This window comes from Anabaena azotica FACHB-119, from assembly GCF_014697625.1.
Classification (GTDB): domain Bacteria; phylum Cyanobacteriota; class Cyanobacteriia; order Cyanobacteriales; family Nostocaceae; genus Trichormus; species Trichormus azoticus_A.
This window is the reverse complement of record NZ_JACJSG010000005.1, coordinates 118,295-136,225: the sequence shown is the minus strand read 5'-3', so window position 1 is coordinate 136,225 and position 17,931 is coordinate 118,295. Positions and strand designations below refer to the sequence as shown.

Here is a 17,931-nt window from a genome sequence, read left to right as displayed (position 1 = left end):
TTTCCTTAAATACTTCTAATAGATTTCATTTTTTGGAGACGATTTCTTTGTTGTTGTTTAGCGGTTGTAATTTTTTCAACTTGCTTGTTTGTATTTTGAGTAGATGTAATTTTGTTTTGTAATTGATGAAGATAACCAGCTAAGGAATTGATGGTGGGATATCTAAACAAATCAAGCATTGATAAGTCAACTGCAAATATTTCCCGCAATTCACTATGAACCCTAAGCAGCAGTAAAGAATGACCACCGAGTTCAAAAAAGTTATCGTGAATGCCAACTTTGTCTATTTTTAAAGCTTTTTGCCAAATATTAGCAATCTTCTGTTCTACTTGAGTTTGAGGAATTACATAATTAGCTGCTAATTCTGGACGCAATTTTTCTGGTTTAGGTAACGCAAGCCTATCTATTTTGCCGTTGGGTGTGAGAGGTAAAGCTTCCAAAAAGACAAATGCAGAGGGTATCATGTATTCTGGCAATTGTTCTTGTAAAAAGCTTCGCAGTTGAGTAACTGTTAATGCTGAGTTTGACTGACAACTGACATATCCTACTAATCTTTTATCACCTTCATCTTCCCACACTTTTACAACTGCTTCATTGATGTGGGGATGTTGGTTTAATTTTGCTTCTATTTCGCCTAATTCAATCCGAAAACCGCGAATTTTGACTTGATAATCAACCCGTCCTATAATTTCAATTTCGCCATTAGGTAAATAACGAGCTAAGTCACCTGTTTTATAAAGACGTGTTTCTGGTTGTTGGCTAAAAGGATGAGGAATGAATTTTTCTGCTGTTAATTGCGGTTGGTTGAGATATCCTCTAGCAACACCTAAACCACCTATATATAGTTCCCCAGGGATACCAATAGGAGTAGGTTGGAGATAAGAATCTAATATATAAACTTGGGTGTTATGAATTGCTTTCCCAATGGGAACGGATGATAATTCGGCTTTGTTTTGGTGATGAGATAAATTGCTAATGGTTGCTACTATAGTTGTTTCAGTGGGGCCATAGGAATTGATTAATTCAACTTTTTTACTAACATATTTATTCCAAATTGCTAGATATTTTGGTAATGCCTTTTCCCCACCAATAATTACTAAACGTATAGTTTCCGGTAGTTGTAAACCCTGCTCTAATAATTCACCCATAATTTGATGCCAAAAGGCTGTGGGTAAATCCAACACAGTTATTTCCCATTTTTGACATTGTTGAAAAAAAGCTGGTATGGAACTCAACATTGTATCATTACGCAGCAATAAAGTAGCCCCTTGAACTAAACATGGGAAGATTTCTTCTGCGGCTGCATCAAAGCAAATAGAGGCAAATTGCAGAATGCGATCGCCCGAATTTATTTGATAGTTTTGACAAGCTGAAATAGTATAATTAACTAAAGAAATATGCTGTATTAAAACGCCTTTAGGTTTACCTGTAGAACCGGAAGTATAAATCACATAAGCCAAGTTTGTATCTGTAGCTTTCGTATTTAAATTCTTCTGACTTTCTTGAGCAATTAACTGCCAATCTGCATCTAAGCAAATAGTTTGAGCTTGATTTGCAGGTAGCCATTCTTTTAATCGCTGTTGAGTTAATAAAAGTGCTAATTTAGCATCTTCTAACATGAAAGCTAGACGCTCTTGGGGATAAGCAGGATCAAGTGGTACATAAGCACCACCAGCTTTCAAAATAGCTAATATGCCCACAATCATTTCTAAAGAACGCTCTACACAAATCCCCACTAAAACCTCTGGTTCTACACCCATTTTTTGCAGGTAATGTGCGAGTTGATTGGCTTTTTGATTGAGTTGTTGATAGGTTAAATATTCATTCTCAAATACCACAGCAACAGCATCAGGTGTTTTCTCTACCTGCGCTGCAAATAACTGATGAATACATAAGTTTTGAGTATAATCAAATTGAGTATTATTCCATTCTAATAATTGATTTTTTTCTGCTACTGTTAATAGTGGTAATTCTGCAATTTCTTGGTCTGGGTTAGCAACAATACCCGCTAATAAAGTTTGCCAATGACCCTGCATTCGGGTAATAGTTTCAGCTTCAAAAAGGTCTGTATTATACTCAAAGTGACCTATTAATCCTGCTTCGCTTTCTACCATTGTGAGGCTGAGGTCAAACTTGGAGGTATCGTTGTGAAACTGCAAAGTTTCCCAAGTCAAACCCGGTAATTCTAAAGTTTGGTTTGGTGTATTCTGAAGCTGAAACATTACCTGAAACAAGGGAGTATGGCTGAGGCTGCGTTGCGGTTGCAACTTTTCCACTAATTGTTCAAAGGGTAAATCTTGATGAGCGTAAGCGTCTAAAGCAACCTGACGCACTCGCCTTAATAATTCGCGGAAAGTTGGTCTATCATCTAGGTGAGTACGTAACACTATGGTATTGACAAAAAAGCCAATTAATTTTTCTATTTCTTCCTGGTTACGACCTGCTATAGTTGTGCCAATTAAGATATCTGTTTGTTGGGTATAACGATAAAGTAAAACTTTAAAAGCAGTCAATAAAGTAATAAATAAAGTAGCTTCTTCTTGTTGGGAAATTTCTTTCAACGCCTGGGTTAATGGCGATATTTTAAAAGATAACTTGGAACCGCGATTACTCATTATAGGCGATCGCGGATGGTCTAGAGGTAATTCTAATAAAGCGGGAGCATTGGCTAATTGTTCTTTCCAGTAAGATATCTGCTTTTCTAAAACTTCTCCTGTGAGGTATTGTTTTTGCCAGATAGCGAAGTCTGCATACTGAATTTGTAGTTCTGTCAGGGGAGAGGGTTGATTTTGAGAAAAGGCTTGGTAGAGGGGGATGAGTTCTTGCAGGAGGATGGCAAATGACCAGCGATCGCAGATAATATGGTGCATGGTCAGCAGCAATACATATTCTGTTTCCTCCAGTTGCAGCAGTTTCACTCGTATCAGTGGCGCTTTACCTAAATCAAATGGTTGGGAGGCTTCTTCAATGGCTAGGCTGTATACTGAATTTTCTCGTTCGCTAGAATTGAGAGATTGAAGGTTGATTATTGGTAGATTTAAGTTTAAGTTTGGGGTGATAATTTGGACGGGTTGTTCATTAACTGTAGTAAAACTTGTTCTGAGAGATTCGTGTCTGCTGATAATTTCATTTAAACTTTTCTGTAATGCAGGGATATCAAGCATACCCCGCAAGCGTAATGCTATTGGCTCATTATATAAGGGCTGATTTGGATCTAATTGTTCTAAAAACCATAGTCTTTCTTGGGCGAAAGATAAGGGTATTAAATCTGACTGTTGACGGCGAGGTATAGTATTGATTTGTAATTTACCTTGCATCAATTTGGCTAATAAGGCTTTTTTTGCTGCTGATAAATTAGTTTTTCTTTGTAGTAGTGAATCAGATTCAAGCATATTGCTACTCTCAGCAAGTTAAAGTAAGTAGGGTGGGCATTGCCCACCACCTGTCTTGTTAATAGAATATGAGGATGAGTTATGAAACTCCCAAAAGGCGTTGTGCTTCTTCTTCGGATAAATTTTCTATTTTTTCTAAAATTAGTTGTTCGACTTTCTCCGCTAGGTTGATAATTGTGGAAGAATCAGAAAATAAGCTATTTAAAGGTATTTCTACTGAAAATGTTTTTCGCAACTGGGAAATGATTTGAGTCGCTAATAGGGAATGTCCACCTAAATCGAAGAAGTTATCATCGATTCCTACCTGTTCTAAACCTAAAATTTGTTGCCATACTTCAGCAATAGTTTTTTCTATGTTACTGCAAGGGGCTATGTAAGGATTGCTGAGGTTAGGGCGGGGATGGAATTGTTGAGATAAATTGCTTTTGCTTAATTGTTTTTCTAATTTATCTAATTGCGTGGCTAAGTTTAGTTTAGCATGACTTTGTTTAATCTGTTCATCAATATTTTGTTTGCTAACTACTACTTGAGGTAGGCGACTATGCAAAATTCTGCTAAATATTTCTACACCCTCTTGTGGTGATATGGCTTGATTTAGATGCTCTTGACGGTGGTTTTTTAGTTCTTTGGGAATGGTTGTATTAACTAACATTCCTACTTCTTGCCAACCACACCAATTTATCGCTATGGTTAAAGGTTTTTGTTGACAAGCTTTACTTTGGGCAAACCCATCTAAGAAAGCGTTGGCTGCACAATAATCTACTTGTCCTAACCCCCCAAGAATTGATGTTAATGATGAGCAAAGTACAAACAAATCTAATCCTTCATCACAGAAAACTTTGTCAATTATTAAAGTACCTTGAACTTTAGGTGCTAATACCCTTGCGGCTATTTCCGGTGTTTTGAGTTGAATAATTCCACCACCAGGAACACCTGCGGCGTGAATTACACCGTTAATTTCTCCAAATTTTGCTAATACTTGTTGCTTCACAGACTGCATTTGTTCTAGGTTGATGACATCAGCAGTTAACACTAGAACTTCAGCGCCAATTTTTTCTAAATGATGCAATTTTTTAATGCTTTGACTAATAGTATTTTGGTCATCATGGGTGATTAACCATTGTTCCCATTCATCACGGCTGGGGAATTGCGATCGCCCAATTAAAACCAGTTTCGCCTGCACTGTCTCGGCTAAGTATTCTGCTATTGTTAAACCGATACCTCCCAACCCGCCAGTAATTAGATAGACTCCCCCTTGGCGTAGTGGTGAGTTCGCTAAATCGGCTGTCTCTAACTGAGTTTTTTCAAAAGTTTGTATCCAGCGATGCTGACCGCGATAAGCTACAGTTAAATCCTGAGAATTATTGGTCATCTCAGCTAAAAGTTTCTCTATCAGTTGTTTATTTACCTGTTGAGAAATTACAATATCAATGTGACGGCAGGTAATATTAGAAAACTCCTGACTAATTACTTTACAAGCACCTAATAAAGTTGATTTTTCTGGAACTAAATTCTCTTCTCCAGTCACATTGTGCAGATTATTAGTAATAACCATAATTTGCACTTCATCATTTATCGGCTCTTGTCCTAATGCTTGGGCGAGGAAAATTAAACTCCAAAAACTATCAACATTTGTCGAGATGCCCCAACAATGTACAATCATTTTTGGAACTTTATTCAGCAAGCATAGCTCTTGCATTAAAGCATCATAATCAGCCTTGTTTTGAGGATGAATACTATAAACCCCATCCCGCAACTGAGAAAACTTATCTCCTGCTTGTACAATAATCACATCTTGCCCTTGTTGTAATTCTTGAACAAGTGCTTCTCCTACCCCCAAGCTATCAACAAATACTAAGCATGGCTGCATTATCTGTTGGTTAATAGATGCTTTGATAGGGATTGTTTGTTTCCATACAGGAACATAAAACCAATCATTAATATCTTGAGAAATTAGATTAACTTTTGTTTGTGGTTCTATCCAAAATCTTTGGCGTTCAAATGGATATGTAGGTAGAGGAATACGGTAACGAAGCTGAGATTGATAAAACTCTGACCAGTTGATTTCAACTCCAGCTTGCCAAAGTTTACCAAGGGTGTTGAGTAAAACGGCTATATCTGATAGTTGCTCTTGGGGATGACGCAGAGAAGTTAATATAGTTTGTGATACTTCTAGCTGTTTTACTAAGTTACTTAATACCTTTCCTGTCCCAACTTCTAAGAAAATTTGCTCTGATTTTTTCCCTAACTCAGCAATACCCTCAGCAAAATAAACTGTTTGTCGCAAATGCTTTCCCCAATAGTCAGAATCAGTTGCTTGGGCGGTAGTAATCCATGTACCTGTAACATTAGAAATAAAGGGAATTTGGGGAGCTTTTAAACTAATTTTGCTGACATATTCTTGAAATTCCTCAATGATGGGGTTCATCATTTGGGAATGGAAAGCGTGGGATGTGTGCAAATTACGACACTCTACACCTTTAGCTAAAAGTTGTTGCTGTATTGCATTTATGGCTGCATGAGTTCCCGAAACCACGCATAAATTAGGGGCATTATTGGCAGCTAAAGCTAAATTTTCGGTTAATAATGGTTTAATTTCTGCTGCTGGCAAAAAAACAGCTAACATTGCTCCTGATGGTAGTTGCTGCATCAATTTTCCCCGCATTGCTATCACTGCTAAAGCATCTTCGAGGCTGAAAACACCAGCAAGACAAGCTGCTACATATTCCCCAATACTATGACCAATCATTGCTTGTGGGTTAACTCCCCAAGCCATCCACAATTTAGCTAGTGCATATTCAATGACAAATAATGCAGGTTGGGTAATAGCAGTTTGAGTTATTTGTTCTGTTGTGGTGGAATAGATTATTTCGCGTAAATCTAACTCTAAATAGGCTTTGAGTAGTTCACAACAATTATCAATTTGTTCCCGGAAAATAGCTTCTGTTTCATATAATTCCCGACCCATGTTGACATATTGAGAACCTTGACCAGGAAACATGAAAACTACAGCAGGCTGTTCGCTTACGAGAGATGATGTCAATTTTTCTGTGTCTAAAACTTTAACTGCATCTTCAATATTTTGACATACTACTACATGACGATGCTCAAAACTCCGGCGACCGATGCTGAGGGTATATGCAACATCAGCCAAGTTAGTATCGGGATGCTGCTGTAAATAATTAGCTAAATTTTTGGTGGCAATTTCTAGGGCAGAATTTGTTTTAGCTGAAAGTGGTAACAACTGATATTTTCTACCCTGCTCCTTGTTCCCCTCCAGGGAGGGGTTAGGGGTGGGTTGCTCCCCCTGTTCAATAACTGGCGCTTCTTCAAGAATGACATGAGCATTTGTTCCGCCAATACCAAAAGAACTGACTCCGGCGCGGCGTGGTTGTTGTGGTGAATGCCATTCCTTTAGTTGATTATTGACATAAAAAGGACTATTGGCGAAGTCAATTTGGGTGTTAGGTGAAAGGAAATTTAAACTAGGGGGAATTTGCTGATGTTTTAATGCCAAAACTGTTTTAATTAAACCTGCAACACCAGCCGCCGCGTCTAAATGTCCAATATTAGTTTTAACTGAACCTATGGCACAGAAATTCTTTTTTTGTGTATTGAATGAGAAAGATTTGTTTAAGGCGGAAATTTCAATTGGGTCGCCTAAAATAGTGCCTGTACCGTGAGTTTCTACATAGCTAATTGTTTGAGGATGCAGTCCTGATACTGCTAATGCTTCGGCGATGACTTTGGCTTGTCCATCAATACTTGGTGCGGTATAACCTACTTTGAGAGAACCATCGTTATTGACAGCCGTACCTTTAATGACAGCATGAATGCGATCGCCATCTGTGATAGCATCTTGTAAACGCTTACATACTACAATACCCACACCATTACCGTTGACAGTACCTCTAGCTTGAGCATCAAAGGCGCGACAATGACCATCGGGTGATAAAATTCCCCCTTCTTGATAAAGGTAGCCTGTTTTTTGATTTGCAGAGATAGAAACGCCACCAGCTAAGGCGATATCACATTCATGGTTGAGTAAACTTTGACAAGCTAAATGAATACCAACTAAGGAACTAGAACAGCCTGTTTGGACATTAATAGCTGAACCTTTCAAGTTTAATTTATAAGCTACTCTTGTGGCTAAGTTATCTCCACGATTGTTATGCCGAACTTGATCAATTCCGATTAAATTTATTAGTTCAGAGTTGCTAAGAATATTATATAAAAAATATGTATTGACGCTACAACTAGCGTAGATACTAATTTGTCCGGGATATTGTTCTGTATCATAGCCTGCGTTTTCTAGCGCTTCCCAAGCAACTTCTAAAAAGATACGTTGCTGGATATCCATAATTTCTGCTTCTCTGGGGGAGTAGTCAAAGAAGGAAGCAGCGAATAATTCTACATCTTCTAATACAAATCCTGCTTTGATATAGTTGGGATTATTGAGTAATTTTGTATCTACACCTTGGGCTTGTAATTCAACATCTGTAAACTGGGTTAAAGCTTCTACTCCATTGCGGAGATTTTGCCAATAAGTATCGAGGTTGTTGGCTTGGGGAAATCTCCCAGACATACCAATAATAGCGATATCAGTTTCACAGATTTGATGATTATTCATGGGCTTGGGGAGGTTTTTTTTAAACGCAGAGGGAGGAGGGGTTTTATATTTTGTTTTTACGGTTTGGGCGGGCGTTGCGGCGGTTTGCGGCTCTTTGTTGTGTTTCTAATAATGTGGATGTTTGTGGTTGGGCTTTGGTTAAATATTGGGCTAGGGAAGCGATGGTTGGATATTCAAATAAATGAGTAATGGCAATATCAACTGGGAAGATATCTCGCAGTTTGGCATGGAGTTGGACTAGGAGTAAGGAATGTCCACCGATGTCGAAAAAGTTATCATTGATGCCGACTTTTTCTAGTTGGAGGAGTTGTTGCCAAATTTTGGCGATCGCTTGTTCTATTTCTGTCTTTGCTGGTTCATAGTTGGCTGTTAATTCGCTAGATAAACTTTCGATTTCTGGTAATGCTTGACGGTCTATTTTACCGTTGGTTGTTAAGGGTAATTTTTTCAGGATGCCAAACGCTGAGGGCAGCATATAATCTGGAAGGTTTTGTTTCAAGAAACTCCGCAGTTCGTTAATATTTATTGCTGCTTTTGGTTGAGGAACAATATAAGCTAATAGGCGTTGGTTATATTCTGATTGTTGCAGGGTAACTACAGCTTGTTGTATGGCTGGATATTGAGTTAGGGTGAGTTCAATTTCTTCTAATTCAATACGGAATCCCCGAACTTTTACTTGGTTGTCAACTCTACCCAGAAATTCTATATTACCATCTTCTAAATAACGCACGCGATCGCCTGTTTTATACAGACGCAATTCTTCTCCGAGTAAGGAGTAAGAAATAAACCGTTGTGCTGTTAATTCTGGTTGGTTTAAATAACCGCGAGTTAACCCTGCACCACTTATATAAAGTTCACCTGCTACACCTAAAGGTACTAGTTGTAATTGCTCATCTAAAATATAAACTTGATTATTCGCAAGTGGACGACCTAAAGGAACTGTCTCAGAAATTAAATCATCTGCTTGATTTTGCACTGCATAAGTTAAAACGCCAACGGTGGTTTCTGTAGGGCCATAATGATTAAATATTTGACAGTTTGGTGCTTGTTGTTGAATTTGGGAAATTAATTTCCAACTAGCAGCTTCACCACCCAAAATTAAGCATTGGTGGGGGAGAATAGATGCTGCGGCTGGAGTTGCTGCTAGGAGTGCGGCGAGGTGAGAAGGGACAATTTTTAAACAGTCGATGGGGTGTTGGCGACAATATTCAGCCAACTCTAGCGCATTCCCTACCCGCGCCGAGGAGATGATATGTAAACAGCCGCCTCGACAGAGGGAAGGGAAAATCATTGTGTTTCCCAAGTCTGCACTTAAGCTAGAGACGGTGGCGTAGTTGGCAGTTGTAGGTAAGTCGAGTTGATGAGCGATCGCACTGATATAATTGCACAGTTGGCGGTGTTCTGTCGCCACCCCTTTAGGTTTACCTGTAGAACCGGAAGTAAAGATGACATAAACCAGATTTTCTGGTGTTACTTCGGTGTGAGGATTTTCATCACTTTCATTGGCGATAGTTTCCCAATCTTGATCAATAGTAATTACTTTGGTTTTTGCAAAACGGTTAACTAATGATTGTTGAGTAATTATTAATGATATTTGCGCTGCTTGTAAACGTAAATTGAGAGCTGCTGTTGGTATAGGCTCAAGTGGTAAATATGCTCCACCTGCTTTGAGTATACCTAATAAGCCAATAATCATTTCTAAGGAACGCTCTACACACAACCCAACTACAAAGTCTGGTTGTACTCCTTGCTTTTGGAGATAGTTTGCTAGTTGGTTGGCTTTACGGTTTAATTCGCCATAGGTAATTTGTTGATTTTCACAGACAAGAGCAATTTTATGGGGATTTTTTTCTGCTTGCTCTGCGAATAATTCATGAACACATTTATAGTATGAATCATCAATTTTACTTTGATTAAACTCAACTAATAGTTGTTGACGTTCGTCAGCACTGATGATTTCTAACTGACTAATAAGTGTTTCAGGATTATCAATAATATTTATCAATAACGTTTGAAAATTTTTTGCCAGTCTTTGGATTGTTTCTTTAGAGAAATAATTAAGATCATAGTAAAACTCGGCGACTAAACTATCATGACGTTGTAAACAAGTGAGTTTTACCTTAAAAGGTTCAATAATACTGTAGATGTTCTGTACAGTGAATGTTACTCCTGTGTTGTCAGATGCAGTTTCCGAGATATTTGTAAATTCAAAACCAATAGGGAAAGCGAGAAAACCATCCTGTTCTACCGCTTCAGGAATAAAATAATCTTGCCATTCAGCAGCATTTTCTAACGTTTGTGCTACTGCTGCTAATACTTCTAGAAAATTTAGGTTAGGTGTAAATTTAGTTTTAATTGGTAGCCAAGTTGCTAATAAGCCAAGTACATTATATAGCTCGTCATAGTCGCGGCGATCGCTTGCTGTACCAATGACAATTTCTGCTTCCCATGTGAGTCGCCAAATTAGTATTTTCCAACAGGCTAATAAGATAACATCAGGCGTTTTATCGTATTTTTGAGCCAAGTAGCAAATCTGAGCAAATAATTCTTGATTAATCACCAATTGACAACTATCAGTTATAAATTGCTCACTCTTGCTTTGTCGTTCATTAGGTAATCTTAATGCTGATAATGAGTTGATTTTTTGTTGCTGCCAATATTTTTGAGCTTCTTCTACATCTTCATCCTCAAGTAATTGATTCTGCCATTCAGAAAATTGTACAAACTGTACATATTCACCCCTAAATTCCTTACCTTGACAGCATTGAGAGTAAGCTTGAATAATTTGATTAACTAAGTTTTTGATAGTGATATTATCTGCACATAATGCAGGCAGAGAAATAATTAAAATATGCTGATTATCTAACAGCTTGATTAAATATAAACGCAGTGGTAATGTTTGAGATTCCTGTCTTATTTGCCAAAATAATTCTTGAATTTTTGTAGAGATATCTTCCTGAGAAGAATCACTTAAATTTAGATATTCCCAATTTAAGTAACCCTTATCTGCAACTACCATAATCGGAGTTTTTACTCCAGGTGGGCGATAAAAACTCGTTCTGAGGATGTCGTGATAATTGACAATTTGCTCAATAGCTTTTTGTAGTATCTCTGGTTGGAGATTTCCTGTAATTAAAATACTAGCTTGCGTGTAGAAAGTGGAACTATTTTGTTGTAAACTCCACAGTCTTTTTTGTTGAGGTGCAAGTTGAAAGCCGCTAATAGTTTTAGTTTGCATATGGAGGTTTTTAAACGCAGAGAAGACACAGAGGGTTAGTTTTTAACAGTGAACAGTGAACAATTATCATTTAAATACTTTGGTGAAACACCATACCAATTGGTGGAAGGCGTATTTAGGCGCTTCTTTATTCCCCACCATACCCCGTCAAGGCTGATAACTGATAACTGATAACTGATTTAAGGGGTTTTGATATCTTTACTATTAATCATTTCTGCCATTGCAACTACGATTTTACGCTGTCCAATGTATGGATTTCTGCCGTGAGCAGCTAGCATATTATCTAACATGATGATATCGCCTTTTTGCCAAGGTAAGCTAATTTGCGATCGCTGATATACTGCATTAATTTCGGCAATTTCTGCTTCGGTAATGGGTGTACCGTCACCAAAATAAACATTACGAGGTAATTTTGATTCACCAAATATTGATAGCAGTGATTCTCTAACGTCTGTATCTAGGTAAGATACATGATGTAATTGGATTTGGTTAAAAAATACAGGTTCGCCAGTTTTGGGATGTACTGCTAAAGCTGGGCGAATTTGTCGAGTTACTAAACCATTATCATCATACCATTCAAAGTCCATTCCTGCTTGACGACAGTAATTTTCTACCTCCTTTTTATCTGTGGTTTGAAAAAAGTTTTGCCAACTCACATCTAAACCTTCAGCAAAATTTCTCACATACATTAATTGTTTCGTAGCTAGTTTTTCTCGTAATTGAGGACTGAGCAATTGATAAGCTTTACGACAGTCAACAATTGGGGTTTCTCCACCTTCCACCGCAGGTTGAACGCAGTAAAACCAAATCTTTAAGGGGAAACAATGTAAATGAGAGCTTTCATTATGAAAAAGAATAGCTTTATCTGCTGGGTAAGGAGTGGAACCGTAAACTTTTCCACCTTCACCTGTGCGGGGTAAGTCGCCATATTCAGCAAATAAATTAGGACTAATTGTTTGAGCAAAGTTCTCAAACTCTGAAACTGATTTTACCTGAAAACCTCTAAATAAAATCGCTCCATGTTTGAATAACTCAGTCTCTAAATAATCTCGATTATTCTCAGCCCAAGATATTAAATCAACTTCCTTACTATTAGGCTGAATTACAAGAGGAAATTTTTGTCCCGCTTGCAAATAATCTGTTTTAATTAATTGCTCTACTGACAAACTCACTGCTTTTGGTGCAACGCTCATAAACTTTTGTCTTTTGGCTGCTTTCCGCTCCTGTTGCTGCATAGTTTGTTGTACCTTTTCTGCTTCTGTAAGCATTTCCAATGTATTGATACGGCTTTGAGGTTGGCTAACAATGCTCTTGATTAATGTTTGCCAGTGTTTTGTTAAGCCAGTGATAGTATCTGGGGTAAATAAATCGGCATTATATTGCCATTTACCTGCTATACCTTCCTCGGTTTCTGTGAGGAATAGGGCTAAATCGAATCTAGCTGTTTTGTTCTCTACTTCTAGTAATTTTAAGGAAAGTCCTGGTAATTCTAAAGCAGAATTTGGTGTATTTTGCAGGACAAATAATACCTGAAATAATGGAACATTGTTAGTTACCTGACGCTCAGGTTGTAACTCTCTCACTAACTCATCAAAAGGTAAATCTTGATGAGCATAAGCTGCTAATGTTTGAGTACGAACACGTTGCAATAACTCTAAGAAAGTGGGATTTCTACTTAAATCATTGCGGAGAACTAATAAGTTAACAAAAAATCCTATTAATTGTTCAATTTCTGCTTGATTGCGGTTAGCAACATCAGTACCAACAACAATATCATCTTGATGGCTGTAGCGTTGCAGTAAGATGTTGAAACTCGCCAGCAGTGTCATAAATAAGGTAACACCAGCTTGCCGTGATAACTGTTGTAATTGCTGTGATATTGTGGCAGGTATCACAAAACTATAACTAGCACCCCGGTTAGTTTTCACCTCTGCACGGGGACGAGTTGTAGGTAGTTGCAGAACAGGTAAATTGGCTAATTGCTGCTTCCAATATGTGAGTAAAACTTCTCTTCTTTCACCTTGTAATTGTTGACGTTGCCAAACTGCAAAATCTGCATACTGAATAGGTAAGGCTGCTAAGGGAGAAGGTCTTCCAGCAGAAAATGCTGTGTAAAGTGCTGCTATCTCCTTAATTAATATACCTTGTGACCAACCATCAAAAACGATATGGTGAATAGTAAATAGTAAGATATGTTCTTGTTCGCCTAGTTGCAAAAGTGTACATCTGAGCAAAGGTGCTTGGGTAAAATCAAAGGCAAGTTGAAACTCTTTAATACAAAAATGTTGTATTTCTGTTTCTTGTTCAGCTTTTGCTAATTCTTGCAAGTTAACTACAGGTATTTTTATCTGCACATCGGGACTAATTACCTGTAAAGGTTGCCCATCTATAGAAGTAAAGCTAGTACGTAATACTTCATGACGGCGGATAATTTCGTTTATGCTTTGCTCTAACAATCCTACATTTAACTCACCCAAAAGGCGAACTTTTGCAGGCATATTATAAATACAACTGTCAGGGTTTAGCTGTTCTAATAACCATAATCTTGCTTGGGCAAAAGATAAAGGTAAATTCCCATAACGGGGAACGGATGTAATTGCATAAACACCCTGAAGATTGGCTTTTTGAATATCCTTAGCTAGTTCTGCAATAGTCGGAAATTCAAATAAACGCTGAAGTGATGTATCCACACCAAAAGTTTTACGAATACGAGAAATAACTTGGGTTGCTAATAAAGAATGTCCACCTAATTCAAAGAAATTGTCATAAATACCAACTTGGGAAACACCCAAAACTTGAGTCCAAATTCCTGCTAAAACTTCTTCGACTGGATGACGGGGAGCAACAAAAGTAATTGCTAATTCCGAGTTATTATTTTCTGGTGCAGGTAAGGCGCGGCGGTTTACCTTACCGTTAGGAGTTAAAGGTAAAGAATCTAAGATGACAAATGCACTGGGTATCATATACTCAGGTAGCTTGCGCCGTAAATACTGACGTAGTTCATCACTAGCAACATTTTCAGCAACTAAATAAGCAACTAAACGTTGTCCTGATACATCTTCTCGCGCCATCACTACACATTGACGGACGAGGGGATGTTGTTCTAACACCGCTTCAATTTCGCCCAATTCAATGCGAAAACCTCGCAGTTTAATTTGATAATCAATGCGTCCTAAATATTCAATTTCTCCATTAGGAAGATAACGGGCTAAGTCACCAGTTTTGTAGAATAATGTGGTTGAATTAAATGGGTTAGGAATGAATTTTTCTTTAGTTAATTCTGGCTGATTAAAATAACCCCTAGCTAAACCTACGCCGCCAATATAAATTTCTCCAGCAACGCCTACAGGGAGAGGTTGTAAATTTTTATCTAAGATATAAATTTGCGTATTAGCTATAGGTCTGCCAATAGAAACTTTAGTTTCATGCTGATCTACTTGATGAATAGTAGACCAAATAGTGGTTTCTGTAGGGCCGTATAAATTCCAGACAATACCCGCCCTTTGATTTAACTGTGAAGCTAAATTTTCGGGTAAGACTTCACCACCACAGAGAATTTTTAATTGGGAATTTCCTTCCCAGCCTGCATCTAATAACATTCGCCAAGTTGCAGGGGTTGCTTGCATAACTGTGACAGCAGAATTGTTTAGTTGTTGTAATAATTCTGTGCCGTTTGTCGCAACTTCCCGACTGACTAAAATTAATTTAGCTCCGGTTGTTAATGGCAGGAAGATTTCTAAAACCGCAATATCAAAAGATAAAGTAGTTACTGATAGCAGTTTGTCTGTATTTTTTAACTGCAATTTTTGCTGCATGGCAGTGAGGAAATTTACTACACTGCCATGAGTAATTTGTACACCTTTAGGTTTGCCTGTAGAACCAGAAGTATAAATTATGTAACTTAAATTGCTTGAGTTAATATTAATTTCAACTGAATTTTGTTGATGCGTGGTGATGTTTTGCCAATCACTATCTAAACAAATAGCTTGAGCATGATATCGAAGAGTTTTTAATAAATTTTGTTGAGTTAATAATATTGAGATTTGGGAGTCTTCCAGCATCAACGCCAAACGTTCTGAAGGGAAACTAGGATTTAATGGGATGTATGCGCCACCAGCTTTAAGAGTTGCTAACAGAGCGATAATCATTTCTAAGCTTCGCTCAACACATATCCCTACTAATACCTCTGGTTTTACTCCCAGTTTTTGCAAATAATGGGCTAGTTGATTTGCTTTGGTGTTCAGTTCCCGATAGGTTAATTGCTGATGCTCAAATATCACAGCAACAGCATCAGGTGTTTTCTCAACCTGCGCTTCAAATAGCTGATGAATACATTTGTCTTGTGGATAATCAACTTGTGTATTATTCCATTCTTCTAATAACTGATAACGCTCGGTAGCTGTTAGTAATGGCAATTCAGCTAAACGTTGTTGAGGATTTGCCACCATACCTAATAGTAAGGTTTGCAAATGCCCTAACATCCGAGCGATCGCATCTTTGTTAAAGCGGCGGCGATCGTAAAAAATTTCCACCGATAATTCTGTATCTACCTGTATTGAAACATTAAGTGGATAATGAGGATGAATAAAACTATTAATATTATAAATCTGGAAATTATCTATGGGTTGTAAGGATGAATTAATCGGGTAATTCTGAAAGTTCAATATAGTTTCAAATAAAGCCTGTCCAGCCTTTATTTCACTCCATTTTTGAATCTCAATTAATGGAGTATATTCATATTTACGCACCTCATTTTGTTGTATTTGTAATTGCTTGAGCCAAGGTATAAGCAATTCTTGAGGATTAATTTTAACTCTTACTGGCAAAGTGTTGATAAACACTCCGACCATTGATTCTACACCTGCTAATGTGGCGGGACGACCAGATACAACGCCCCCAAACACAATATCATCCTCACCACTATAACGGCTCAGAAGCATCGCCCATGCTCCCTGAACTATGGTATTTATTGTTAATTGTTGTTGCCGAGCTAAAGACTGCAACGCGGCTGTTTCTGTATTTGATAAGCGCAGTATTTGTGTAGTATAATTTTTGCTTTCACCAACTTGGTTGCTAAAATTTTGGTCTATCCCCAAAGAAGTGACTGTGTTAAACCCTTGGAGATATTTTTTCCAAAAACTCTCTGATTTTGATAAATCTTGCTTTTGTAGCCAAGCTATATAGTTTCGATAAGGATGAGGTTTTTGTAACCGTATATTTTTACCTTGGTTTAATGCTTGATAACAAGCAAATAATTCCTGAAGTAGTAAGGAAGAAGACCAACCATCTAAGATTAAGTGATGATGCGTCCAAATAAATTTATATTGTTCTTCCGCTAACTGGAGTAACGTTAAACGCATCAGTGGCGCTTGAGAAATTTCAAAACCTTTTTCTCTTTCTCCCAATAAATAAGTTTCTATATGCTCTTGCTGTTCAATAAATTCTAATTGAGATAAATCTTGTTGCTGCCAAGGGAGTTGCACTTGTTTATGCACTACCTGCACAGGTTCTTTAATCCCTTCCCAAATAAAGGATGTTCGTAAAATTGAATATCTAGCAATTAATTGTTGCCATGCTTGTTGAAATAAGGCAATATTTAATCCCTGTATATCACAACTTAACTGTTCAACATACACACCTGACTTTGGGGCATAAAGTGTGTGGAAAAGTATGCCCTGCTGCATCGGTGATAGTGGATAAAATTCTTCGATACTTTTCATGCTTTTACAAATCTGTACCTTTTGTTGATGCTTGTCAGAGAATTGTTGAACTTATTTTTTATAATTTTGTTGGGTCATCAATAACCGGAAATTCTAGTTTTAAATCCGCCATTGACTTTATACCTATTTCTTGCAGAAATTCAGGTCTTAAAATATTATTTTCCACCACGTTACCTTGGGCTGTATTATCGCCTTTATAGATAAACACTTGGTTGCGGTAAAAATGTATTCCCACAATATGTTTATCAAAATAATTAGGAGTGTAACCCGGATGAATAAATTCTTGGTGGCTCAAGCAATCAACTAACCTTTTAAAGAAATTCATCATAGTTCTTTGGTCATATAAATCTAGGCTTCCACCATATTCAGCCCAGTGAGGAGCAACGTCATCGCTGCAAAATTTTGACCAATTCTCGTAACTCGGTATATAAGATGTGTGAGTATCTTCCACGACATAAATACCACCATCATTCAATTCGGGAAACAATATTTTAAAGGTTTTAATTACATGGTCATTACGATGGCTACCATCATCAATAATAATGTCAAATTTACCAGTTTCAGCCACAACTTTTTTCAGGAAAGCTGCGTCATCTTGGCTACCTTGAAAAATTTTAATGCGGTCTTCTGCCAAAGCACTTTTATCTACAATATCTATCCCATAAATCATACTATGAGGGAAATATTGCTTCCACATTTTCAAGGAATCGCCACCGGAGTAGGGGTCATCATAGCCCCCTATACCAATTTCTAAAATCTTTAATTTTTTATGTTTTAGTGGGGCAAAATGCTCTTGGTAACACTGACCGAATAAATGAGAATTCCATTTACTGCCATAAAGAGGCAGTAATTTTTTTAAATCATTCCTGTAGAGAAAGGACAGGACTTGATGCTGCAATTTTTGCAAAAAATGGGTTGAATCTTTCGTGAGTAACATGATGACCGTTTCTC

5 protein-coding genes are annotated in these 17,931 nt (G+C 37.5%); all 5 read right to left on the bottom strand.

The annotated features are described in order from the left end of the window. Positions 1-5 precede the first annotated feature (5 nt). The 5 genes from H6G83_RS05160 to H6G83_RS05140 all read right to left on the bottom strand — a co-directional run bounded on the left by H6G83_RS05160 (position 6) and on the right by H6G83_RS05140 (position 17,917). Positions 6-3,392 carry a non-ribosomal peptide synthetase gene (locus tag H6G83_RS05160; RefSeq protein WP_190467954.1) on the bottom strand — a complete coding sequence of 1,129 codons (3,387 nt, stop codon included), beginning with the start codon at positions 3,390-3,392 and terminating at the stop codon, positions 6-8. 79 nt (positions 3,393-3,471) lie between these two features. Further along, positions 3,472-8,022, bottom strand: coding sequence for a type I polyketide synthase (locus tag H6G83_RS05155; protein WP_190467952.1), 4,551 nt, complete (start codon positions 8,020-8,022; stop codon positions 3,472-3,474). A 43-nt stretch (positions 8,023-8,065) separates the two neighbouring features. Continuing rightward, positions 8,066-11,260: a non-ribosomal peptide synthetase gene (locus H6G83_RS05150; protein ID WP_190467949.1), complete on the bottom strand. Its 3,195-nt coding sequence runs from the start codon at positions 11,258-11,260 to the stop codon at positions 8,066-8,068. Between the two features lie 179 nt (positions 11,261-11,439). Next, positions 11,440-16,980 (bottom strand): non-ribosomal peptide synthetase, encoded by a 5,541-nt coding sequence (locus H6G83_RS05145; protein WP_190467945.1) that lies wholly within the window; start codon positions 16,978-16,980, stop codon positions 11,440-11,442. 58 nt (positions 16,981-17,038) lie between these two features. Further along, positions 17,039-17,917 (bottom strand): class I SAM-dependent methyltransferase, encoded by an 879-nt coding sequence (locus H6G83_RS05140; protein ID WP_190467942.1) that lies wholly within the window; start codon positions 17,915-17,917, stop codon positions 17,039-17,041. Between the last annotated feature and the right edge of the window lie 14 nt (positions 17,918-17,931).